The sequence below is a fragment of the Kitasatospora sp. NPDC048722 genome (assembly GCF_040650235.1).
Classification (GTDB): domain Bacteria; phylum Actinomycetota; class Actinomycetes; order Streptomycetales; family Streptomycetaceae; genus Kitasatospora.
This window is the reverse complement of sequence record NZ_JBEZGX010000005.1, coordinates 71,524-94,022: the sequence shown is the minus strand read 5'-3', so window position 1 is coordinate 94,022 and position 22,499 is coordinate 71,524. Positions and strand designations below refer to the sequence as shown.

Genomic DNA, 22,499 nt, shown 5'->3' with positions numbered 1-22,499 from the left:
CCCAGCAGGTGACCGGTCGCCGGGGCGTCCGGGGAGCGGTCAGCGGGTCTCGTCGGCGCCGGCAGCGGCGTGCAGGTGGTCGTGCGCGACGGCGTGGACGGCCTCGGGGCGGCGGCTCTTGAGCACCTGATAGCCGACCACGAGCACGACGGCCCAGACCGGGAAGACGTACAGCGAGATCCGGTTGTCCTCGTCGAAGCCGATCAGGATGACGACCAGGACGAGGAAGGCGAGGGCGGCCCAGCTGACCCACGCGCCGCCGGGCGCCTTGAAGGTGGGCGCCGGCAGGTGGCCGGCCCGCCAGGCCTTGCGGTAGCGGATCTGGGCGATCAGGATCATCGCCCACGTCCACAGGCCGCAGACCGTGGCGACGGAGGTGATGTACTCGAACGCCCGTGCCGGGACGAGGTAGTTGAGCACCACGCCGGCGCCCATCAGGATGCAGGACAGGGTGATCGCGAAGGCCGGCGTGCGGCGGGAGTTGAGCTTGGTGAGCTGCCCGGGGGCCTGTCCGCGCAACGCGAGGTCGCGCAGCATGCGGCCGGTGGAGTACATGCCGGAGTTGCAGGAGGACAGCGCGGCGGTGAGCACGACGAAGTTGATGATGCCGGCCGCGGCGGGGATGCCGATCTTGCCGAAGGCGGCGACGAACGGGCTGACGCCGGGCTGGAACTCGGTCCACGGCACGAGGGAGAGGATGACCACCAGGGCGCCGATGTAGAACAGCGCGATGCGCCAGGGCAGGGTGTTGATGGCGCGCGGCAGGGTCTTCTCGGGGTTCTCGCTCTCGCCCGCGGTGACGCCGACGAGTTCGACGCCCAGGTAGGCGAACATGACGATCTGCAGGGTCATCACCGTGGCCCCGATGCCCTTGGGGAAGAAGCCGCCGTCCTGCCACAGGTGGGTGATCGACGCGGTGTCACCGGCCTTGCTGAAGCCGAGGGTGAGCACGCCGATGCCGATGAGGATCATGCCGATGATGGCGGTGACCTTGACCATCGAGAACCAGAACTCGATCTCGCCGAACAGCTTCACCGAGATCAGGTTGGCCGCGTAGAGGATGACGAGGAAGGACAGCGCGCTGACCCATTGCGGGAAGGCGGGCGCCCAGAACTTCACGTACACCGCGGCGGCGGTGGTCTCCGCCATGCCGGTGACCACCCAGAACAGCCAGTACGTCCAACCGGTCACGTAGCCGGCGAAGGGGCCGAGGAACTCGCGCGCGTACTCGGCGAAGCTGCCGGAGACCGGGCGGTAGGTGAGCAGTTCGCCGAGGGCCCGCATGATCGCGAAGATCACCACGCCGGCGACGGCGTAGGAGAGGATCAGGCTCGGGCCGGACTTGGAGATCGCCGTCCCGGCGCCGAGGAACAGGCCGGTGCCGATGGCGCCGCCGATCGCGATCATCTGGATCTGGCGGCTGCCGAGTCCCCGCTCGTAGCCCTCCTCGTCCGGTGTGGCGTCGACCACTTGGTCGTACTGCTGCTCGGCCATGGTGCACCGTCCTGGGTGGGTCTCGTGGGGTGGAGAAGTCGTACCACGCAGGGTTCGGAGAGCGGTGTTCATCTGAGCGATATTTGAGCATGACCTGGCATGTTTTGCCCGATTTGCACGGCAATGCCCCGGCCGATCGTCCACATCCTGGACAAATCAACCGGGGCACCCACGCGATCAGGCACGATCGACCGCAGGCGGACGACCGGGGCGACACAAGGACCTCAGTCCGCGATCGCCTCCAGCAGCGACTCCTGGAGCGCGCCCAGCCACAGGTAGGCCATCACCAGCGGCTTGCGCTCGTCGCCGTCCGGCAGCTCGTAGAGGCCCTGCTCGTCCTCCTCGGTCACCTCCAGCCGGGCGCCCAGCGTCAGCCGCAGGTCGTTGAGCGCACCCAGCCAGCGCAGGCAGTCCGGGGCGGGCAGCTTGAGCACGCCACCGCCGCCGAGGCCGTCCAGCGACCGGACGACGAGCAGCGCGTCGTCACGCTTGCGGGCCCGCAGGTCGAGCTCCGTGTAGCGGCGGAACTCCGCGGCGGCCGCCTCGGCCTCCGCGTCCGCCGGCTTCGCCGGATCCCCGTAGGCGTCCGGGAAGAGCCGGGCCAGCGCCGGGTCGGTGGGAGCCTCGGTCGGCCCCTCGGCGAACAGCGCCGCCAGCGGGTCGGCGCCCTCCCCGCCGGGGCCGGGGCCGATCAGCTCCAGCATCTGCACTTCCAGCGAGCGCAGGATGGAGGCCTCGACCTCGTCCAGCGCGATCGCCGCGCTCCCGCCACCGGTGCTCTCGAACAACCCAGCCATCTGTATCGGTCAGCCCGTCTTCGTCGTCACTCGTCGTTCGCACATCGGCCGCACGCCGGCCGCACAGCAGGGAACCGCCGGAGCCCTTGAGGTCAGTCGTGCTGCAGCGTGGCCCAGAGGCCGTAGCCGTGCATCGCCTGGACGTCGCGCTCCATCTCCTCGCGGGACCCGCTGGAGACGACCGCCCGGCCCTTGGTGTGGACGTCCATCATCAGCTTCCGCGCCTTGTCCTTCGGGTACCCGAAGTAGGCCTGGAAAACGTACTGGACGTAGCTCATCAGGTTGACCGGGTCGTTGTGCACGATGGTCACCCAGGGGGTGTCGGGCTCCGTCACCGGCAGTCCTTCGACCTCCGGGCGCTCGATCTCCGCGGGCGCGACACTCACCGCCGGGTCCTCCTCGCTGCGCGTTTCCCGCGCTCGACGTCCATGCGCTTCCAGTGCCCATGCTGCCATCCGGGGGACCCCCAGGCGATTTCGCCCCGGCCCCGCCACGAGAAATCGTCAATCTGACGCTAAGTGGTAGTAGCATCATCCTCATGGACGCCACTTCAGTGCGCGCGGCCGGCTCGACCGCGCTGTTCACCGACCGCTACGAGCTCACCATGCTGCAGGCCGCCCTGCGCAGCGGGGCCGCGCACCGCCGCTCCGTCTTCGAGGTGTTCACCCGGCGGCTGCCGAGCGGGCGGCGCTACGGGGTGATGGCCGGCACCGGCCGGGTGCTCGACGCGATCGAGGACTTCCGCTTCACGCCCGCCCAGCTGGACTGGCTCGCCGGTCAGGGCGTCGTCGACGACGACACCCTGCGGTACCTCGCCGACTACCGCTTCACCGGCGACGTCCACGGCTACCCCGAGGGCGAGGTCTACTTCCCCGGCTCGCCGCTGCTCACCGTCACCGGCACCTTCGCCGAGGCGGTGATCCTGGAGACCGTCATCCTGTCGATCCTCAACCACGACTCGGCGATCGCCGCCGCAGCCTCCCGGATGACCGCCGCCGCCGGCGGCCGCCCCGTCATCGAGATGGGCGCCCGCCGGGCCCACGAGCGGGCCGCCGTCTCCGCCGCCCGGGCCGCCTACGTGGCCGGCTTCGCCGCCACCTCCGACCTGGAGGCCGGCTTCACCCACGGCATCCCCACCACCGGCACCGCCGCGCACGCCTTCACCCTCGTCCACGACAGCGAGCGGGACGCCTTCCAGGCCCAGATCGCCTCCATGGGCAAGGGCACCACCCTGCTGGTCGACACCTACGACCTGCGCGAGGCCGTCCGCACCGCCGTCGAGGTGGCCGGGCCCGAACTCGGCGCCGTCCGGATCGACTCCGGCGACCTCACCCTGCTCGCCCACCGCGTCCGCCGCCAGCTCGACGAGCTCGGCGCCGAGAACACCCGGATCATCGTCACCTCCGACCTCGACGAGTACGCGATCGCCGCGCTCGCCGCCGCCCCCGTCGACGGGTACGGCGTCGGCACCAGCCTGGTCACCGGCAGCGGCCACCCGACCTGCGCCATGGTCTACAAGCTGGTCGCCCGCGCCGAGACCCCGGACGGCCCGCTGGTCCCCGTCGCCAAGCGCGCGGCCGGTGGCAAGACCAGCGTCGGCGGCCGCAAGTGGGCCGCCCGCCGGCCCGACGCGGACGGCGTCGCCGAGGCCGAGGTGGTCGGCACCGGGCCCGTCCCGGCCGAGCTGGAGCCGCACCTGACGCAGGTGCCGCTCGTCCTGGCCGGCGAGACGGTAGGCCGCGAGCCGCTCAGCGCGGCGCGCGACCGGCACGTCCGCGCCCGGGCCGCGCTGCCGCTGTCGGCCACTCAGCTCTCCAAGGGCGACCCGGTCCTGCCCACCGAACTGCACCTCTGAGCGCCGGGCACGGGCGGCGGACGGCCCCTCGGGCCTTCCGCCTCCGCGCGCCACTCCCTAGAGTCAGCCGTAGAGTTCCCATGGAGTCCCCGGGAACTCCCCGCGTACGACGTGACGACCGGTCGAGCCGGGCGGCGGACCGTACGCCCCGCGAACGATCCGCGCGCGCTCACCCGCCCGCGGGCCGGGCGCTCCCGGGGACCCCCACCACCGGGGCACCGCTTCCACCGGACGCCCCCCACATTTCGAGGATGCGAGCCATGCACCGGGCACTGATCGTCGTCGACGTGCAGAACGACTTCTGCGAGGGCGGCAGCCTGGCCGTCGCCGGCGGCGCCGAGGTGGCCGCCGCCATCACCGACCTGATCGCCGAGTCCTCCGCCGGCTACCAGCACATCCTCGCCACCCGTGACCACCACATCGACCCGGGCGACCACTTCTCAGCCGAGCCGGACTACGTCACCAGCTGGCCCGTGCACTGCGTCGCCGGCACCGAGGGCGTGGGCTTCCACCCCAACTTCGCGCCCGCCGTCATCTCCGGCGCGGTCGAGGCGGTGTTCGACAAGGGCGCCCACTCGGCCGCGTACAGCGGCTTCGAGGGGCTGGACGAGAACGGGCGCGGGCCGGTCGAGTGGCTGCGCGAGCGCCAGGTCGACGAGGTCGACGTGGTCGGCATCGCCACCGACCACTGCGTCCGGGCCACCGCGCTGGACGCGGCCAGGGCCGGGTTCACCACCCGCGTCCTGCTGGAGCTCACCGCGGGGGTCGCGGCGGGGACCACCGCCGCCGCGCTGGAGGAGCTCCGGGCGGCCGGGGTCGAGCTGGTGGGCAATCCGGTGGTGCGCTGACCCGTCCTAGGCGAGGAGCAGTTCCACGACGTCCGTCCCGCCCTCCCGGAAGGCCTCGCGCAGCTCGCCCCCGACGGCCTCCGGGTCGGCGGCCAGGCGCGCCCCGCTGACGTAGACCACCCGGATCCCCAGGTACTCCATCCGGTGCTGGCCCCCGCGCACCCACGCGGCCTCCCCCTCGCTGACGCAGCGCAGGTCCGAGTCCACCTCCACCGCGACGCCGCGCTCCGGCCAGTACAGGTCCGGGACGGCGATGTACGTGCCGCCGCGCATCCGCAGCTCCGGGCCGGCCAGCGGGACGGGCAGCAGCCACTCGTCCACCAGCCCGCCGAGCCGGTCCAGCACCGACTCCCGCTCGGCGGCCAGCAGTTCGTCCAGCGCCGCCCGCACCCGCGGCTCGGCGGTCAGCCCGGACTCGGCCAGTTCGGCCGCCAACTCCCTCACCGTGCACCGGCCCTCGGGCCGCGACACGGCCTCCCGCAGCACCGCCCGGACCGGCGCCGGGGCCATCCCGTCCGCCGTCCACTCGCACAGCGCGTCGGCCACCGCCCTGGCCACCGGCGCACAGGCCAGGCCGTGCACCGAGCGGGCCACCAACTCCCTTTCGGTGCGCAGGATCCGCACCTCGCCGACGTCCTTCAGGCGGCGCTGGCGCGGCACCAGGACGTCCACCCCGGTGACGGCCGGCAGCCGCGGCACGGCGGCGAAGCCGTACAGCGCGAGCGCCGCCGTGCCGGTGATCACCGCGCCCTCGCGGCGGCCCTCCTCGCGGCCGTTCTGCGCCGCGTACAGCAGCGCGGCCCACATCCGCTGCTCCGGCGTGGGCTCCCCGACCTGCAGCAGGTACACCCGGGGCAGGACGCGCTGCCAGGGACCGCCCCGGCGGCAGTGCTCGGTGATGAGACGGGCCGGCACGCCCCGGGCGCGCAGCTGGCTAGCGGTGACGACGTTCTGCTGACGCTTCGCCAGCTCCTCCAGGGACGGCGGCGGCGAGGGAATGCGGTAGGTCATGCCGACACCATCCCCAACCGCCCGGACCTGCGAGCCGCTGCCTGACGCACTGTTACCCAACCGTCGCGAAACCGGGACCAGCCCGCACTAAAGTCCCCATACCCTCACTCTTTCGGAGTAATGGATGCCAATATGCTTGTCCTATCTGATCGAAAACGATCACCGACCAGGTCGTCTGACCGAGGGTGACCAAAGGCATACGGCGAGACACCCTGCAGGCGTCACTCCCGCCCGCGGGATTGCCTAGGCTTACGTCATGTCACGTGACGAGACCGCAGGCCTCCGCGCGGCCCAACTCCGCCTCGGCCGCCTGCCCGGATACGTCCGCCGCCCGGACCCGGCCCGCCGCAGCGGCGAACAGGGCCATACGTACAAGAAGGGGTGGGAGGTCCGCTTCACCGCCCGCAGCGAAGCCGAGATAGCGGAGATCCGCGACCTCGTCGTCGCCGCCGGCTTCGCCCCCGCCAGACCCTTCTTCAAGGGCCACCAGCTCATCCAGCCCGTCTACGGCATGGCTGCCGTCCAGGCCTACCTGGCGGCGAGACAGGCGGCCGAGGAGCACGCCGCACGCACCGCCCTCGGCCGCCGCCGACGCGTCACCGGCGCGCGCTCCACCCGCCCCTGCGAGGAGAACGCGGGCACGACGGCCGCCGCCGCGAGCGCCGCCGGAGCCGCCGCGGCGGCAGCCGCACAGCTCGCGCGCCGACGGGCCATCGAAACCTTCCCCGCCCAGACCGAACGCAGCACCGCCGCGGACGACCGCATCTCCCCCGCCGAGGCCCGCCCGCACCACTGACGGGCCGTCAACCACTCCACGCCCCGGGCAGCGTGCCCCCGGGGCGTGGCCGCCCCACCCCCGGACGCCGGGAATCGGGCGCCCCGGTCGTGCGGGCGGTTGCGCGCGCACGCCTTCGCGCCGTAGGCGTGGACGTCGGCCGCCGCAAGGCCTACGGTGGCACATCAACCGCCGCGCGACCCACGCCGACCTCACCGACAGCACGCCCCCGCACACCTCTGACCAGCCTCGACACGCTCACCCCCACGCCCCAGCGGCACTGCGCACCACCCTCCCGCCGATCCCCCCGGCCGACGCCGCACCGGCCACGCCCGCACCGCGCCGCACCGGCCCGCACGGGAACCGGCCGAGCGGCGGCGGGATCCGGGCATTCCATCCGATTGGTCACCCAGCGCACCGAGGGCCTACCGTAGAGTGAGCACAGATGATCGACAGTCAGACATCCATCTCCCTTGCCGAGAAGCTGAGATGACCAACCGTCACACGCGCTCCGCCGAGCCGCCCCCGAGGCCCGGCGAACCGTCCGGCCCACCGGGCCGCGCACCGGCCGACGCGTCCACGGGCGTGCCTTCGGGTGCGTCCGCGGGCACGCCCTCGGGCGCGTCCGCGGACCTTCCCGCGGACCTGGCCGTCGACCTTCCGCTCGTCCTGCCCGCGGACGTGCCCGTGGACTTCGCCGCCTTCTGCGAACTCCACCGACCGCGGTACCTCAGCTACGCCCGGGTCTGGCTCCCCGACCGCGCCGAGGCGGCCACCGCCGTCCAACATGCCTTCGCCGAAATCGCCGTCCACTGGCGCGAGTTGCTCGGCACCGCGAACCCCACCGCACACGCCTGGCAGATCCTGCGCGGCACCGTCGCCGAACGCACGCGCCGGCCCGTGCCCGCCACCCCGCAGCGCCACCCCGCCGACGACGACCTGGCGATCCTCCACTACGTCGTCGGCCTCGCCGCGCCCGAGATCGCCGACGTCATCGGCACCGACACCGCCAGCGTGGCCGGCCGGCTCCGCCGCACCATGCTGCGCGAGGCCTCCGGCTGGTGAGGCACTACGCGTGCCGCACGCCGGTCACGTCGAACAGGTGGTGCACCGGGTCGTGGACCAGGTAGCGGGAGAACGACTCCACCGTGAACCGCGCCCCGTCACTCCGGCTCCCGGTCCGCCGCCACTGCTCCTCCCCCGCCACCCCGTCGAACGCCGCCGCCAGCACCTCGGCGGCCGCGACCAGCTCCTCCGCCACCACGGCGGGGCTCTGCTCCCCGTACCGCTTGGCGACGGCCGTCTCGTCCTGGTCCCAGTTGGCGAACAGCGGCCCGTCCTGCGTCAGCATCAGCCCCAGCCGCACGTGGAACAACCGGAACACGTCCCGCACGTGGCACGCGTACTCCAGCGCCGACCACACCCCGGGCGCAGGCCGCCGGCGCAGGGCGGCGCCGTCCGCCCCCAGCAGAGCCGCCCAACTCGCCGCGTTCGCCCGGATCATGCCCGCGACGTCCTCCCGGACGACGGCCGGCGTTTCCAGCCCGCACTCCGGACAGGCGCGCTCCAGCACCCAGGTCCAGTCCTTCACGTCCGGCACGATGGCGGCGGTGTTCTCCGAATCACTCATGCCCCCAGCATGGAAGCCCGCACACAGCCCTGACCAGCACCATTGCCGCCAACACCCACCGAATTGCCGCCACGTCACCTACCCTCGCCGCACGCGCCACCACACCCACCCGGCGAGCCCACCAACGAACAGAGCCCCGCCCCCGATGAGCCCCCACACAGCCCGGTACCACCCGCCCGAGGCAGCGGCCTGGGGGACGACGGGCGCGGGGGTGTCGTCAGCGGACCGGGCATCGGGATACTGCGACTCCGCCCGGTGCACCAACGGATTCTCGCGCGGCCCGCCGTCGACGGCGGGATTCGCCTCCAAGGCCTTGGCCGGCGCAAGGATCCCGTACCCGTACCTGCCGTTGGGCACAGCGGACGCATCGGCCGGCGCCGACGCCGTCGTGATCATCCGGTTGATCACCTGCCCCGCCGACAAACCGGGGTAGGCGGCCCGGATGAGCGCGGCGGTGGCGGAGACGTAGGCGGCGGCATCCGATGTCCCGCTGGCCACGCCGTAGCCGACGGAGGACTTCGCGCTCGCACGGTAGATCTCGGCCCCGGGAGCGGTCAGGGTGGTCTCGGGCCCGTAGCTCGACTTCTCCCACAGTCGCCCTTGCCGGTCCACCGCGCCGACGGCGACCACTCCGGGAAACGCCGCCGGATACTCGACCCGGCCGGCCTGGTCCCCGCTGTTCCCGGTCGATGCCACGAGGACAACGTCCTTGTCGACGGCGTACTTCACCGCCGCCCGTGTCTCGTCGTCGACTCCCGGGAATCCACCGATCGACAGATTGACCACCCCGGCCCCGCGATCAACGGCGAACCGGATTGCCTTCGCCACCCCCGCCTGGCCCGCGGTGCTTCCGGCCGTCCAGCTCACCCGGACCGGCAGGATCCGCGCCTTCGGCGCAAGACCCATGATCCCGGCCCCGTCGCCGTGGCCGTGCCCGACGATGAGGCTCGCCATCCCGGTGCCGTGGCCGTCCCGGTCAATCGTGCCGTCGCCGCTCTCGCCGGAGAAGTCCGCTCCGGAGAGGACCTGCCCGGAGAGATCCTGATGGCCCTTCATGACGCCGCTGTCGATGACGGCGATCGTGACGCCGCTCCCCTCCGAGACCGGCCAGAGCGCCGATTCGGCCTTGTAGTCGGTGAGGACCCACTGGCCGTCGCGGGCAGCATCCGCATAGACGGGGCCTGCACCGAGCCCAATGAGCACCGCAGCCACCGTCGTCTCAGCCGCTCCGCGCACAAGCCGCGCGTTCCTCAAGCCCGGTCACCCCACTCAGCGCCACGGCTGCCCCGGGACTCGCAGAACGCCAAGGGCACCGACCGACTCACCTGATCACCTGAAGTCCCCGGTCATTTCACCACGTTCGGGTTGACCACCGGATCCGACGCCCAGGTCGCGTCGTCCTCGACCAGGTATTCCGGGCGCCGCCCAGCTCGTTCCTTCTCCTTCCCCGACCCGTGGACACCGCCGTACGGGACGAACGGCGAACGGGAAGGTTCCGGGCCACCGGTCGGCTCCGGGCGGAACCGATTGCGCATCCCCATACGGATCCCCCTTCGGTGAAAGCACCCCGGCCCCGGGGCGCCGCTTGCCCGAGTGGGCCACCTCCGGGACATTCCCCGGTGCCCACCACGATGCCCGCGGTGCGACCGGCGGCCGTACGCCGGCGGCCTTCATCGACCGGAGCGCCACCGTGGATGCCCTCGGCTGCCTCCGCGCTGCCGCCGCGCTCGGGAAGGGACTGCAGTTTCCCGAAGAACCCTGGCGCACCGGGCGCCGGTACACCCCGACCGATCGACCCGAGCCCGTCGCTCTCGCCACCCTTCCGAGGACCGGGATCAACACCCGGGACCGTCCGGGGCCCGTTCGAGCCGCCGACCGTCGGCGTCCTGACACCGTCGATCTCAGTAGCCGCGCCACCCTCGACCCACCTCGGCCGGTCGAGGACCTCCCCGCCCATGGCCTCCGGGGTCACCGCCCCGCCTTCTCCCGCCGTCCGTGGTCTCGCTTGGCCGCCTCCACCGCCGTTTCCACGCCCCCGTGAGGCCGGCCCGGGTGCGGGACGCACGGCAGCTCCACAGAATTGGCCGCCGTTCGTCCCACCGACCATGCCGGCCACAGCCGCGATTCCACCCTGATCAGCGGCCGTCTCATCGGTGAAGTCGTCGCGTCCACCCGGCTTCGGCGGCTCACCCAGCGGGGTGGGCGCCTTCAGCATCGGGGTTGCCGTGCGGTAGTGCATGGCCAGGGTCTGCATGACGGTGGCGGCTTCGGCCTTCCTGCGGTCGGCCAGTGGGGTGGGGTCGTCGTCGGTGAAGGTGGTGACGGCGTCTTTGAACTGGGCCCAGTTGCCGGGTTCTTCGGGCATGTCCCGTTTGGCCTTGGCGATGGCCTCGGCGACGTTGTGGAGGGTGTTGGCCGCGTCGTTGGCGTAGGCGGCGGCGTGGTTGATGCTGTCGGCGAGGTGGAGCATGCGGGTGTGGAAGGCGTCGCTGGTGGCGCCTTCCCAGGTGGTGGCGGCTTCGGTGCTGGCGCGGGTGAGGGTGGCGCGGATGGCCTTGAGGGTGTCGGCGGCGCGGCGCCAGGGGTCGCCGGCGGCCATGACCTCGCCGGGGTTGAGGGCCTGGACCATGGCGCGCAGCTGGGCGTGGCTGTACTTGCCGAAGTCGGTGTAGGCCACGGCGGTTCGCCTCCGTTCGTCAGCGTTCGGACTTGCCGCCGTGGTGGGCGGGCGGGGCGGTGGTCCGCTGGTAGGCGGCCTGGCTGATGGCGGACGGTGCGGCCACGGACCAGCCGTCGGAGGCGAGCCGGAGTTCGCCGGCGGTGTGCCGTTCGTGTTCCTCGTAGTTGGTGGCGGTGAGTTCGGCCTTCTTCTGGGCTTCGTCGACGGCCTGTTGGAGCTGGTTGAGGATGTCGCGCAGCGCGTCGCGCATGGTGTCGTAGCGGCCGTGGAGTTCGGCGGCCTCGGCGAAGGTCCCGAGGGCGGTACGGCCGACGGCGCTCTGGCCGTGGGTGGTGGTGCCGTCGGCGCGGTGCTGGAATTCGGCGAGGAGGAGCCGCACTTGGGCGGCGAAGGCGCGGAGCTGTTCGACCTCGACCCGGTAGCCGCGTCCTGCGGCGCCCCGTGGCCCACTGCCCGTTCCCGTGCCAGTGCCCGCGGCCATCGGCGGCGCCTCCCCGGTACGTCCGTTTGACTAGGCCATGTCTAACACATGTACGCCGCGCCAAACCCGTTGCGACGTCAGTTCGTTGACGCCGCCTGCGCCGCCGTCAACGCTCCGCGGCAGAGGTGGTCGGCGTGGCGGGTGGTTTCGGGGAGGCGGTAGCGGCGGGCGAGGTGGAGGGTCGTGGCGACGGCGGTGTCGAGGCCGATGCGGTGGCCTACGGAGACGAAGACGGGCTTGACGCCGGGCCGGGTGCGGACGGCCCGGCCGACCTCCTCGCCGGTGGCGGGGTCGGTGAGGGGGCTGGTGGAGCCGCGCGGGGTGTCGGGGGCCTCGTGGTCGAAGGTGAACGGGGTCTTGGCGACGCCGAGGGTGCGCAGGCCGGTGAGGACGCCGAGGTGGCTGGCGAGGCCGAGGCGGCGGGGGTGGGCGAGGCCGTAGCCGTCACAGACGACGAGGTCGGGGGTGCGGGTGAGGCCGGCGAGGGCGTCGAGGACGGCGGGGACCTCGCGGAAGGCGAGGAGTCCGGGGACGTACGGGAAGGGGATCCGCCCCCCGGCGGTGGCCTGCTCGACGACGTCGAGGGTGTCGGCGTCGAGGAGGACGGCGGCCGCGACGACGAGGTCCCGGTCGTCGTCGTAGGCGACGTCGACACCGGCGACGAGCCGTACCGCGGCGTGGCCGGGGTCGTCGTGGGCCTGGACGAGTGGCCGGAGGCGCTCCTGTGCGGCGCGGGCCTCGGCCTCGGTGGTGGGCCAGTCGGCGGGGATGGGCACGGGCGGTTCCCCCTGAAGAGTGAAGGGTCGGTCCCGATCACCGTACCGAGCGGCCCGGACGACCCCGGGGTGAGCCCGTGCGCCCCCCGTGCCCCGGGGGCGCGGGCTTAGCCTGGACTTACCGAACTCCTGTTCCGGGTAGGACTCCTGGCAGCCTGCACCGCGCCGGCCAGATCCCCCGACCGCCGTTTCCCCCGACGTGCGAAGGACCCCGCCATGCCGCGTCCGTCCGCTGCCCAGTTGTTCCTCGGTACGTTCACCGTCGTCGCCACCACCGTGGCACTGCTGGCCGTCTCGGGCGCCGCGGGCGTCCTGGAGGTCGCGGTGCCGGTGGGGTTCGCCCTGGCGCTCGGCACGCTGGTGGCGCTGCTGCCCCTGCCGTCGTCGAGGTCCGGGCGGACGGCCCGGGTGCCGGCGCCGGCCGGGCACGAGTACGCCCGGCAGCGCTGATCCGCCGCCGGGCGTCCCGTTCGGGCGTCGCCGCTCCACCGGTCAGGCCGTGGAGACCACCACGGTCTTCGCGGCCTTGTCGTGGATGCACTGGCGGTAGGGCTTGTCGAAGACGCCGAAGATCCCGTCGATGATCCACCACAGGACGGCGCAGCAGAGCACGGCGGGGAGGATGAAGACGGCGGAGCGGGTCCAGGCGGCGGACTGGGTGGGCGAGTTGCCGTCGACGAGCATGGCGACGCGCACCTTCATCGCCTTCTTGCCGAGGGTCTGGCCGTCCCGGCTGAGCATGAGGCCGTCGTAGACGAGCCACAACGCGCAGGCGAGCCAGAACGCGCCGGTCTCGCCGGAGCGGTTGCCGAGGCTCGCGAAGGGCAGGACGACGAGCAGGGCGACCGCCTGGACGAGCAGGTAGTCGATGATCCGGGCGAGGATCCGGTTGGGCCAGCTGCCGATGGGCGGCATCCCGGGCACGGGTCCGCCGCCGGGGGTGCCGTAGGCGTTCGGGTCGTGGCCGGGCGGGGTCTGGCCGTAGGGCTGCTGCCCGTACGGGGCCTGGCCGTGGCCGGGTGCGTCCTGGGGCGGGCCGCCGTACGTGCCGCCGTAGGCGCCGGGGCGGTCCCCGGGGGCGTCAGCGGGCGGCGGGTTTCCGTACGGGTCCGACGGCCTGCCTTCCGGCGTGCCGCCGCCCGGCTGCGGGGACTGCTTGTCGAAGGAGGGCTTGCCGCCCCCCTCCGGCTGGGGGCCTGAGGGGTCGTGGGTGCTCATGCCCCGAGTAGAACATCACACATTCTCAGCTCTTGGGATATTTCGTCCGTTTTGCACCGTGAGGGGCGGTGAGAACAGGGAGCGACCGGGCTCCGCCGCTCAGTCGCGGACGACCCGGGTGCGCGCCGCCCGGTCGTGCCAGCCGCGCCGGGCCGAGCGGTCGAACAGCGGCCAGAGCAGGGCGACGGGGACGAGGAGGGACAGCTGTCTGACGATCCACCGCAGCAGTGACCGGCCGAGGCTCAGCCTGGTGCGGACCGCGGCGCTCGGGGAGGCGGCCGCGTCGGCCACCCGGATCCCGGCGAGCCGCTTGCCGAAGGTCTGGCCGGACCGGGCGGTCGGCAGCACCTCGTAGAGCAGGCTGACGAAGAGCAGGATGCCGAGCAGAACGGCGATCTTGCCGACCACGACGTCGTCCACCAGCCACACCTGGACCTCGTGGCGGCTGAGGGCGCTGGCCATCCGGGCCTGGTCGAGCTTCTGCTGGATGTGGTCGGACACGGAGTTGCCGAGCGGGATCCCGGCCGCCGCGGCGACGACCGCGAGGACGGCGGTGTCGACGGCGCGCGCGGCGAGGCGCCGTCCGAGCCCGGCGGGCGGGGCGGGCGCGGGGCGGCGCCGCGTGGTGGCCTGCCGCTGGGGACGGGCGGGGGCCGGAGCCGGGGTCGCTTTCGCCGCCTTGTCCGGCTCCTTCGAAGCGGGGGCAGGTGCGGGTACGGCGGGAACCGGCTCTGCGACCGTCGTCCAATCCGGCGCGCGCACTGCCGCCGGAGAAACCGGAGGAGCCGACGAAGCCGGAGCAGCCGACGAAGCCGGAGCAGCCGGAGCGGCCGCGGACGTCATGGCAGTCGGCGCAGCCGGAACACCCGCGGCGAGCACCGCCGCAGGGCCGGTGGCCGCGCCGACCGCCACCGGATCGGCGTCAACCGCCGCCGCCTCATCAGCCGGAGTGCGCCCCTCGTCCGCGCGCCCCTCGTCGTCCCCGGGCGCCTCCGGAAGCACCCCCCACGACACCCAGCGCGGCGCCCCGCCCGTCTCCATCAGCCCCCGCTGCGCCCGCGGATCGACCTGCCACCCGGACGCGTCCGCCGCCACCGACGGCTCACCGGAAGCGCCAGGGCCGCCCGTCTCCTCCCCGGCCGCCCGGAACACCGGCCCGCCGACCGGCTCCATCCGCGGCCCCACGACGAACGACGCCCCGCCCTCCGCCTGGTCCAGGTACACCGGCCCGGTGTCCCCGGAAGCGCGCTCCCCGGCGCCGCCCCCGCCGTCCGGCGGAGCGGGCTCCGGTTCCCGGGCGGGCGCGGGCGGCGGCACCGGCCGCACCCCTGCCGGGGCACCGGCCCCCGGCCGCCGGGCCGCGAAGCGCGGCGGCTCCAGCACCTCGCCCTCCGCCGGGGCGGGGCGGCTGGTGCCCGGCACCCAGGCGGAGCCGCCCCAGTACCGGACGAAGCCCGGGATCGAGGGGTCGGGGTAGTAGCCCGGCTCGGGCCCGACCGCCGTGTCCGCGCCGCCGGCGAAGGACTGGTCCGTCATGCAGGGTCTTCCTTCCTGGCAGGTCCCGGCGGCGCCACCGCGGCACGCCCGGCCGGCGGGCCCGCGGGCGGCCCGGGGCGCGGCGGGCGGCTAGGCGGTCGGTGCGTGCGGGGGCATCACCGGAAGGGCGGACAGTCGCCGGGCAGTCACAAAGGGTAGTACCTCGGCGGACCGGTGACGGGAAGTTGGCGAATCCCCGGACACCGGGGGCCCGCCCGGGGTATGGGATCCGGTCGCGCCGCCCCCTGGCGCGCGAATGCGGTCGCGCGCCCCGCCCCCTCCGTTCACAACCCCGGGCCGTACTTCCCGAAGAAATTCCGGAAACACGAGTAAGAGCCGGTGCGGACCGCTCTCTCAAAGGTCACAGGGCCCGAAAACGGGCACGAACCGAAGGCAGAGAGGAAGACGATCATGGAGCGCCCCGTCGGCGTGGTCGAGCACGAACTGGAGCTCAACCTGGTGCTCTCCCCCGAACACAGCGTCCCCGTCCCGGCCCGCCTGTCGTACGGCAGCCACGACCCGTACGCGGTCCACATCACCTTCCACCTGGACACCGGCTCGCCGGTGACCTGGGTGTTCGCCCGCGAGCTGCTGGTCGAGGGCACGTTCCGCCCGTGCGGCCAGGGCGACGTGCGGATCTGGCCGACCCGATCGGGCCGGCGCAGCGTGCTGTGCCTGGCGCTGAGCTCGCCCGCCGGGGACGCGCTGCTGGAGGCGCCGCTGCCGGTCGTCGCGGCCTGGCTGGAGCGGGCGCACCGGCTCGTCCCGCCGGGCAGCGAGCTGGCCGCGCTGGACATGGACGGCTCGCTCGCCGAGCTGCTCGCGTGAGGATCCGCCCCGACGGGGGTACCCCGGCCGGACGGGGACCGGCTGCGGCAGCACCCGCCCCCACCCGACCCGACGCCGGGCACGGCGCGGCTCAGCGGGCCGCGGGGGCCTGCTGACGCCTGCGCGCGGCACCGGGTCCGCCGTCGCGCTGTCCGGGCAGCCGGACGACCGGTGCGCCGCCGGCCCGCCGCCGGGCCCTTATCCGGATGACGGCGGCGAGCAGGAAGCAGAGCCCGACCCACGGGTAGACGGAGGTGGGCAGCTGGCGCAGCGGCCCCATGTGCAGGACGGCCGGCCCCTGCGGCTTGGCGGCCCACATCGCGAAGGAGAAGAACGCCAGGAGCGTGGCCCAGAACGCGGCCCGCCAGCGGACCCTGCGGACGGCCGCCGGGCGGGCGTGCTCGACGGAGGCCTCGGCGGCGAGCAGGACGAGCACCGGCACGCACCACACCCAGTGGTGGGTCCAGCTGATGGGGGAGATCAGCACGGCGGTGACGGCGGCGCAGCAGACGCCCCAGGCCTCGGCGCGCGGCAGCCAGTGCGAGCTGCGGGCGGCCCAGGCGGCGACGAAGAGCCCGGCGACGGCGGCCGCGCCGGCCCCGAGGGTGGCGAGGGTGCCGGGGTCGGCGGTGTGCAGGAGGCGGGCGAAGGCGCCGCGCAGCGACTGGTTGTCGACGATCTCGGTCTTGCCGACCCGGGAGGAGTCGTAGAGGTACTTGGTCCAGAAGCCCCAGGTGGCGTCGGGCAGGGCGACCGCGCCGATCAGGAAGGTGCCGAGGAAGGTGAGGCCGGCCACGAAGGCGGCCCGGATCCGGCCGGTGAGCAGCAGGTAGACGGCGAACAGGCCGGGGGTGAGCTTGAGGCCGGCGGCGATGCCGATCGCCACGCCCTTGCTGCGGCGGGCGTCCGGGCGGGTGAGGTCCCAGAGGATCAGGCAGGCGAGCGCGAGGTTGATCTGGCCGTAGCGGAGCGTGGTGAACACCGGTTCGAGCCAGACGCCGCAGCCGGTCACCAGGATCACGCCGAGCGGCCGCAGTTCCCTGCGCGGCCAGCCGACCAGCTTGAACGACAGGTGGGTGAGCAGCGCGAGCAGCCCGAGGTTGCCGAGAGTGATCGCCACTCGCAGGAACGGCACCGGGAACCAGGTCGTGGGGACGAACAGCATGGCCGCGAACGGGGGGTAGGTCGCGGGGAGTTTCCACTCGGTGACGCGCAGCGCGTACAGGTCGGTGCCGTTGGCGACGGCGGCGCCCTCGGCCCGGTAGACGATCATGTCGACCATCGAGGTGTGCACGAAGTGGCGGACCACGGCGTACACGACCAGGGAGAGCAACGCCACGGCCGACACGACCAGCAGCGGCCGGCGGGGGGCCTCGCGCACGGAGCGGACGGGTACGCCGAACGCGTGCTTCAGCCGTTCCGACAGAGAGCCGGGCGAAGGGGCGGGTGCGGCCCGCACCGGGCTGCGCTCGTCTTGCACCGCTGTCACTGTCCACTCCGTCCACCGCTCGGCCAACCAGCGACGATACCGGATGCCCGCCGGACCGGCCCGGCCACGGGCAATCACACAGGGTGACGAAGGGCCCCGGCCGGGCGTGCTCCGTCGCGGTTCGGAGCACGCCCGGCCGGGGCTCGGGGAGCAGGCGCGGGGAGGGACGGGAGGTCCGGCCGGAGGTCAGCCGGTGTAGGCGCCGAAGGCCCGGGTGAAGTCCAGCGGCTGCTGGACGATGCTGCTGCAGCTCGCGTCCGCGTAGGCCTTCGCGCCGCCGTCGCAGGACTTGTCCCGGGTGCCGGACCACATCGCCAGCCAGGCCAGGTGCTTGCCGGCGGCGAAGTCGGCGAGCTGCTTGGCGTCGGCGACGGTGAACACCTCGGTGGCGACGTCGTTGACGCCGATCATCGGGGTGACCGCGACCTTGCGCCAGGCGGCCGCGTCGTCCAGTCCGAGCACGCTCTTCACCTGGGCCTGGGTCGCGGTGGCCGCGGCGATCGCGTACGTTCCCATCCGGCCCTGCGGGTTCGGGGCGACGCCGTCGCCGAAGTCCATCGCCATGATGTTGACGGCGCCGATGGCGACGCCGTCGGCCTTGGCCCCGGCGACCAGGTTGACGCCGTCCTGGGTCAGGCCGGAGGGCAGCGCGGGCAGGGTGAAGGAGACGTCCAGGGGCCGTCCCTTGGCGGCGGCGGTCCGCTGGAGCTGGGCGATGGCCTGGGCCCGCCGGCCGTTGGCCGCGGCGTCGGCGATCGCGCCGCCCTCGACGTCGAAGTCGAGCCTGGTGAGGCCGTACGCGTCGACGACCTTCTGGTAGGCGGCGGCCAGGTCGGCGGCGGAGGAGCACGCGGCGGCGAGCTCGGTGCCGTTGGCGCCGCCGAAGGACGCCCGGACGTCACCGCCCGCCGCCCGCAGCGCGCCGATCTGGGCGGCCACGGCGTCGGTGGAGAGGTCGCTCACGCCGCCCCACTTCGGGGTGCAGCCGCCGCCGGACACGACGAACGCGAGGTTGAAGTTCTTCACGCCGGTGGCCTTGGCGGTGGCGACCAGGTCGTAGGGCGGATAGAGCGAGGTGTCGACGTACGGGGCGAAGCCGGCCCCGGTGACGGGCGGCGGCACGGGCACACCGGTCGCCGTGGGGGTGGCGGTCGGGGTGGGAGCCGGGGTGGTCGGCTTCGTGGTCGCGGTCGGGCTGGGCTTGGCGGTGGGAGTGGGGGGCACCGTCGCCGTGGGGGTGGCCGTCGCGGTGGGAGTCGCCGTGGCCGTCGCGGTCGGACGGCCCGAGGGGGTCGGCACGCTGCCGTCGCCGCCCTTGCAGGACGTGTGGTTGATCAGACAGTTGGCCGGCTCGCCCTGCGCCGCGCCGGCGCCCTGGGCGACGAAGCCGACCACGACGCTCTTGCCCGGCTCCAGCCGCCTGTCCCACGACTCCGGCCGGACGGTGACGTGCTGGCCGTCGGCGGTGAAGGTCGCGTTCCACAGCGAGTCGATCCTCGCCCCGGCCGGGAGGTCGAAGGTGAGCGTCCAGTCGTCGATCGCCGTGGCGTCCGGATTGGTCACCAGGTACTGACCGGTGTAACCGGAGTCCCAGGTGCTGGTCCGGCTGTAGACCGCGCCGAGCGAGGCGGCGCTCGCCGAGGACGCGAGGACGACGGCGCCGCCCGCGACCAGGGCGGCGGCCACCGCCGAGGCCCCGATGACGGCGCCCCTGCGGCTGCGCCTGCGGTGGCCGGAACGGCGGTCGGGCTGGATCGTCATGGGCGCGCTACCTCCGCGGGTGCCTACGGGAGAGCGCCGGCCGGACACGAGTGCGTAGAGGTGTCCGGACGGCCGTCCCGGCTCGGTCGGGTGACCGGCGCGACCGACGCTAGCGGCGCCGGAGGGCCGGAACGGGCCTGCTGAGCGAGGGGTAGAACTCCCTTAGGGGGCCGTTAAGGAAGACGTCCGGAGCGTCAGTCGGCGAACACGCTCAGGAAGTACGCGGCGGCGTCCGGATCCGGTGCGGTGCCGATCCGGCCGGCCAGTGCGGCGAGCTGCCCGGCGTCCAGCGGGAAGCACGCCGTCATGTCCGGGTGGTCACCGACCACCCGGACGGCGTCGGCCTCGGTGAATCCGGGCAGCGGGTACTCGGCGAGCAGCGCGTCGCAGTCCCGTTCGAACGCCTCGACGTACCAGCCCATCCCGTGAACTCCCTTGTACGAAGGACTACTTCTGGAAGAGCGCGCCGCGGCTGCGGCGCCGCCCGGTGCGCGGGGAGGCGATCTGGGGGCGGGTCCGCAGCCGCAGCCGGAGCTCGGCGCCGCCGAGCACGGCGGAGCGGCCGAGGGCGAGGTCGCCGCCGGTGGACTCGGCGAGCTTGCGGACGATGTCCAGCCCGAGACCGGTCGAGCCCTCGCCGCCGTGGCCCTCGCCGCGCTTGAGCGCGGCGGCCGGGTCGCTGAAGCCCGGGCCCGCGTCGCCGACCAGCACGATGACCGAGCCGTCCGTCGCGAGGACGTCCACCGAGAACGCGGTGCCGACCGCCGTGTGCCGGAACACGTTGCCGAGCAGCGCGTCCACCACCGCGGCCAGGTCGCCGCGCTGCACCGGCACCGGCAGGGCCCGGTCGGCCCCGGCGAGCCGCCAGTGGCGGCCCTCGTCCTCGGCGAGCGCGGACCAGAAGCCGACCCGCTCGCGGAGCACCTCGGTGACGTCGCAGCCGACGGCGACGGCGGGCGCGTCCCCGGGCGCGCGGCGGGCGGAGCGGATGATCTGGTCGACCTCGCGCTCCAGCTGGGCGACGGCGTGCCGGGTGGCGTCGGCGGCGTCGCCCTCGCCGAGCGAGGCGGCGTTGAGCCGCAGGACGGTGAGCGGGGTGCGCAGCCGGTGCGACAGGTCGGCAGCCAGTTCCCGTTCGGCGGCGAGGAGTTGGACCACCCGGTCGGCCATCGTGTTGAACGCGTGGCCGGCCTCCCGCAGCTCTTCGGGGCTGCCGGCCGCCACCCGGCCGTCGACCGGCACCCGGACGGCGAGGTCGCCGGCGCCGAGCGAGCGGGCGGCGGAGGCGAGCCGGCGGGCCGAGGCGACGATCCGGGTGCCCATCCGGTCGGCGACCAGCACCGAGATCGCGACCAGGCCGAGTGCCACCGCGGAGAGCACCAGCCAGGCGGTGGTGACGCCGCGGGTGAGGTCGCCGTCGGCCACGAACACCTCGACGACGGCCGTCCGGCCGGTGTCGACCGCGACCGGCTGGAGGAGCGCGTAGCCGCCGGGCACCCCGACCGTGAAGGAGCGGCCCTGCCCGCTCGCGGTGGAGACATCGGCCGCGGCGGCCCGGGCCTGGCCGATGGTCGGTCCGCCGGGGCCGTCGTCGCCGGGCGCGATGGCGGGCGGGACCCTGGCGGGCAGGTGGACGGCCATCCGGTTCTGGGCGCCGGCGTCGGTGCTGGCCAGGGCGCGGTCGATGGCGTCCTGGTCGGTGGTGATGGCGAGGGCCGGGCCGAGCGCCGCGGCCTGCCGCTCGGCCGCGGTGAAGGCGCGGTCCCGGGCGGTCTGCTGGACCATCAGGCCGAGCGGGATGAGGAAGGCCAGCGCGACCATGGTGGTCCCGGCGACGGCTGCCTTGATCAGCGCCCAGCGCAGCGAGGGCCCGAACCGCCCGGCGTCCGGCCGCCTCATGTCCGGTGCTCCCCCTGGTCCCCGGCGGCCTCCAGCCGCACCCCGACGCCGCGGACGGTGTGCAGGTAGCGGGGGCTGGAGGCGGTCTCGCCGAGCTTGCGGCGCAGCCAGGAGAGGTGGACGTCGATGGTCTGGTCGCCGCCGTAGGTCTGCTGCCAGACCTCGGCGAGGATCTCCTTGCGCGGCACCACCACGCCGGGGCGGGCCGCGAGGAAGGCCAGCAGGTCGAACTCGCGGCGGGTCAGATCGAGCAGCCGCCCGTCCAGGACGGCCTCGCGGCGCTGGAGGTCGATGGCCAGCCCGCCGACCCGCAGCACCTGGGCGACGGGGGCGGCGCCGGCGCCGATGCGGCGCAGCACGGCGGCCATCCGGGCGCTCAGGTGCTCTCCGGAGAAAGGTTTCACCAAGTAGTCGTCGGCGCCGTCGTTGAGCAGCCGGACGATCTCGGCCTCGTCGTCCCGGGCGGTGGAGATGATCACCGGCACGTTGGTCAGCCCTCTGATCATCTTCAGCGCCTCGCTGCCGTCCAGGTCGGGCAGCCCCAGGTCCAGGATCACCAGGTCGCAGCCGACCTGGGCGACCTCCCGCAGCGCTTCCAGGGCCGTGCCCACGCTGCGGACGGCGTGACCGGTGTCGGTCAGGTGCCGGATGAGCGCGGAACGTACGAAGGGGTCGTCCTCGACCACGAGCACTGTTGCCATGGCCCTGCACGGTACGCCATGGGCGGGCACTGGTCTGTACCTCGGGGGTCGGTCGGGGGCGGCGGGGGCACGGCCCGGGCATTGTGCAACTCCCCTTCCTATTAACGGGGGTGCCGGTCCGCCCGGGTGCGGAGTACGGCAGGATGTCCGCACGATGCGGAACGGACTGGTACAACTCGGCGCCTGGGCGGCGGCCACCGGGGCGGCGGTGGCGCTGTCCTGGTTCGGCGTGCACGCCGTGCTGACCGGCGCCGCGTTCGAACAGCCCAAGGCCCTGCCGCTGCCCTCCCCGGCCACCGGCGGCGACCCGCGCACGCCGACCGCGAGCCCGGGCGAGGAGCGGTCCGCGCCACGGCCCGACGTGTCCGCCCAGCCCGTCTCCCCGCCCGCCACCGCCTCCCGCGCGCCGGCCTCCACGGCCCCCGCCCCGCCGGCCTCGCGCCGCCCGGTGCCCGCGGCCACCACGGCGACGTCCTCGGTGAAGAGCTACCCGGTGCCCGGTGGCCGGGTCGCGCTGGACATCCGCCCGGACCGGGCCTCGCTCGTCTCGGCCACCCCGGACCCGGGCTGGCAGATGCAGGTGTGGAACGGCGACCAGTGGATGCGGGTGGACTTCACCAAGGACAACCAGGCCAACTCGGTGTTCGTCTACTGGAACGGCCATCCGCCGATCGTCGAGACCGCGGTCCGCTGACGCCCCGCCGGCCGGGCGCCCGGGGT

At 73.8% G+C, this 22,499-nt stretch carries 23 protein-coding genes; 7 read left to right on the top strand and 16 right to left on the bottom strand.

Translation table 11 applies throughout. The features are described from left to right. Nucleotides 1-39 precede the first annotated feature (39 nt). From AB0C76_RS06310 to clpS, 3 genes are all read right to left on the bottom strand, one after another. The gene (locus AB0C76_RS06310; protein WP_359960470.1) at nt 40-1,494 is read right to left on the bottom strand and encodes an amino acid permease; all 1,455 of its coding nucleotides are present in this window, start codon (nt 1,492-1,494) and stop codon (nt 40-42) included. Nucleotides 1,495-1,718: 224 nt separating this feature from the next. Beyond that, nucleotides 1,719-2,291, bottom strand: coding sequence for a DUF2017 domain-containing protein (locus AB0C76_RS06305; protein WP_359960468.1), 573 nt, complete (start codon nt 2,289-2,291; stop codon nt 1,719-1,721). 92 nt (nt 2,292-2,383) lie between these two features. Continuing rightward, nucleotides 2,384-2,677: an ATP-dependent Clp protease adapter ClpS gene (gene clpS / locus AB0C76_RS06300; RefSeq protein ID WP_359960465.1), complete on the bottom strand. Its 294-nt coding sequence runs from the start codon at nt 2,675-2,677 to the stop codon at nt 2,384-2,386. Between the two features lie 152 nt (nt 2,678-2,829). Between clpS and AB0C76_RS06295 the strand changes: the two genes are divergently transcribed. Beyond that, nucleotides 2,830-4,146 (top strand): nicotinate phosphoribosyltransferase, encoded by a 1,317-nt coding sequence (locus AB0C76_RS06295; protein ID WP_359960463.1) that lies wholly within the window; start codon nt 2,830-2,832, stop codon nt 4,144-4,146. A gap of 260 nt (nt 4,147-4,406) precedes the next feature. Next, nucleotides 4,407-4,994, top strand: a complete 588-nt coding sequence (locus tag AB0C76_RS06290) for an isochorismatase family protein (RefSeq protein WP_359960460.1) — start codon at nt 4,407-4,409, stop codon at nt 4,992-4,994. 6 nt (nt 4,995-5,000) lie between these two features. Here AB0C76_RS06290 and AB0C76_RS06285 read toward each other — a convergent pair whose 3' ends face one another. Next, on the bottom strand, nt 5,001-6,005 hold the full coding sequence (locus AB0C76_RS06285) for a type IV toxin-antitoxin system AbiEi family antitoxin domain-containing protein (protein WP_359960457.1): 1,005 nt from the start codon (nt 6,003-6,005) through the stop codon (nt 5,001-5,003). 256 nt (nt 6,006-6,261) lie between these two features. Here AB0C76_RS06285 and AB0C76_RS06280 point away from each other — a divergent pair, with 256 nt between their 5' ends. Then, complete coding sequence (locus AB0C76_RS06280) at nt 6,262-6,801, top strand: hypothetical protein (protein ID WP_359960456.1); 540 nt, start codon at nt 6,262-6,264, stop codon at nt 6,799-6,801. Nucleotides 6,802-7,269: 468 nt separating this feature from the next. Then, nucleotides 7,270-7,845, top strand: a complete 576-nt coding sequence (locus AB0C76_RS06275) for a hypothetical protein (RefSeq protein WP_359960454.1) — start codon at nt 7,270-7,272, stop codon at nt 7,843-7,845. Nucleotides 7,846-7,849: 4 nt separating this feature from the next. Here AB0C76_RS06275 and AB0C76_RS06270 read toward each other — a convergent pair whose 3' ends face one another. The 5 genes from AB0C76_RS06270 to AB0C76_RS06250 form a co-directional block, all read right to left on the bottom strand. Continuing rightward, nucleotides 7,850-8,410 (bottom strand): DinB family protein, encoded by a 561-nt coding sequence (locus AB0C76_RS06270; RefSeq protein WP_359960452.1) that lies wholly within the window; start codon nt 8,408-8,410, stop codon nt 7,850-7,852. A 78-nt stretch (nt 8,411-8,488) separates the two neighbouring features. Further along, entirely contained in the window at nt 8,489-9,622 is a 1,134-nt protein-coding gene (locus tag AB0C76_RS06265) for a S8 family serine peptidase (protein ID WP_359960449.1), read from the bottom strand. A gap of 139 nt (nt 9,623-9,761) precedes the next feature. Further along, a complete protein-coding gene (locus AB0C76_RS06260; RefSeq protein WP_359960446.1) occupies nt 9,762-11,087 on the bottom strand; it encodes a hypothetical protein in 1,326 nt (441 codons plus the stop codon). 19 nt (nt 11,088-11,106) lie between these two features. Beyond that, a complete protein-coding gene (locus AB0C76_RS06255; protein ID WP_359960443.1) occupies nt 11,107-11,571 on the bottom strand; it encodes a hypothetical protein in 465 nt (154 codons plus the stop codon). A 77-nt stretch (nt 11,572-11,648) separates the two neighbouring features. Next, on the bottom strand, nt 11,649-12,347 hold the full coding sequence (locus AB0C76_RS06250) for an endonuclease V (protein WP_359960440.1): 699 nt from the start codon (nt 12,345-12,347) through the stop codon (nt 11,649-11,651). A gap of 216 nt (nt 12,348-12,563) precedes the next feature. Between AB0C76_RS06250 and AB0C76_RS06245 the strand changes: the two genes are divergently transcribed. Next, entirely contained in the window at nt 12,564-12,797 is a 234-nt protein-coding gene (locus tag AB0C76_RS06245) for a hypothetical protein (protein ID WP_359960437.1), read from the top strand. A gap of 42 nt (nt 12,798-12,839) precedes the next feature. Here the strand turns inward: AB0C76_RS06245 and AB0C76_RS06240 are convergent, their stop codons facing one another. Together AB0C76_RS06240 and AB0C76_RS06235 are read right to left on the bottom strand one after the other, a co-directional pair. Further along, the gene (locus tag AB0C76_RS06240) at nt 12,840-13,565 is read right to left on the bottom strand and encodes an RDD family protein (RefSeq protein ID WP_359960434.1); all 726 of its coding nucleotides are present in this window, start codon (nt 13,563-13,565) and stop codon (nt 12,840-12,842) included. A gap of 99 nt (nt 13,566-13,664) precedes the next feature. Next, on the bottom strand, nt 13,665-15,101 hold the full coding sequence (locus tag AB0C76_RS06235; RefSeq protein WP_359960431.1) for an RDD family protein: 1,437 nt from the start codon (nt 15,099-15,101) through the stop codon (nt 13,665-13,667). A gap of 411 nt (nt 15,102-15,512) precedes the next feature. Here AB0C76_RS06235 and AB0C76_RS06230 point away from each other — a divergent pair, with 411 nt between their 5' ends. Then, nucleotides 15,513-15,929, top strand: a complete 417-nt coding sequence (locus AB0C76_RS06230; RefSeq protein WP_359960428.1) for an SsgA family sporulation/cell division regulator — start codon at nt 15,513-15,515, stop codon at nt 15,927-15,929. A 91-nt stretch (nt 15,930-16,020) separates the two neighbouring features. Here AB0C76_RS06230 and AB0C76_RS06225 read toward each other — a convergent pair whose 3' ends face one another. The 5 genes from AB0C76_RS06225 to AB0C76_RS06205 all read right to left on the bottom strand — a co-directional run bounded on the left by AB0C76_RS06225 (nt 16,021) and on the right by AB0C76_RS06205 (nt 21,779). Then, on the bottom strand, nt 16,021-17,418 hold the full coding sequence (locus AB0C76_RS06225; protein WP_359960425.1) for a glycosyltransferase 87 family protein: 1,398 nt from the start codon (nt 17,416-17,418) through the stop codon (nt 16,021-16,023). Between the two features lie 186 nt (nt 17,419-17,604). Continuing rightward, nucleotides 17,605-19,179 carry a cellulose binding domain-containing protein gene (locus tag AB0C76_RS06220; protein ID WP_359960423.1) on the bottom strand — a complete coding sequence of 525 codons (1,575 nt, stop codon included), beginning with the start codon at nt 19,177-19,179 and terminating at the stop codon, nt 17,605-17,607. Nucleotides 19,180-19,373: 194 nt separating this feature from the next. Then, complete coding sequence (locus AB0C76_RS06215; protein ID WP_359960420.1) at nt 19,374-19,601, bottom strand: hypothetical protein; 228 nt, start codon at nt 19,599-19,601, stop codon at nt 19,374-19,376. A 25-nt stretch (nt 19,602-19,626) separates the two neighbouring features. Then, the gene (locus AB0C76_RS06210; RefSeq protein ID WP_359960730.1) at nt 19,627-21,042 is read right to left on the bottom strand and encodes a HAMP domain-containing sensor histidine kinase; all 1,416 of its coding nucleotides are present in this window, start codon (nt 21,040-21,042) and stop codon (nt 19,627-19,629) included. A 32-nt stretch (nt 21,043-21,074) separates the two neighbouring features. After that, nucleotides 21,075-21,779, bottom strand: coding sequence for a response regulator transcription factor (locus AB0C76_RS06205; RefSeq protein WP_359960417.1), 705 nt, complete (start codon nt 21,777-21,779; stop codon nt 21,075-21,077). A 154-nt stretch (nt 21,780-21,933) separates the two neighbouring features. Here AB0C76_RS06205 and AB0C76_RS06200 point away from each other — a divergent pair, with 154 nt between their 5' ends. After that, complete coding sequence (locus tag AB0C76_RS06200; RefSeq protein ID WP_359960414.1) at nt 21,934-22,473, top strand: hypothetical protein; 540 nt, start codon at nt 21,934-21,936, stop codon at nt 22,471-22,473. Nucleotides 22,474-22,499 lie beyond the last annotated feature (26 nt).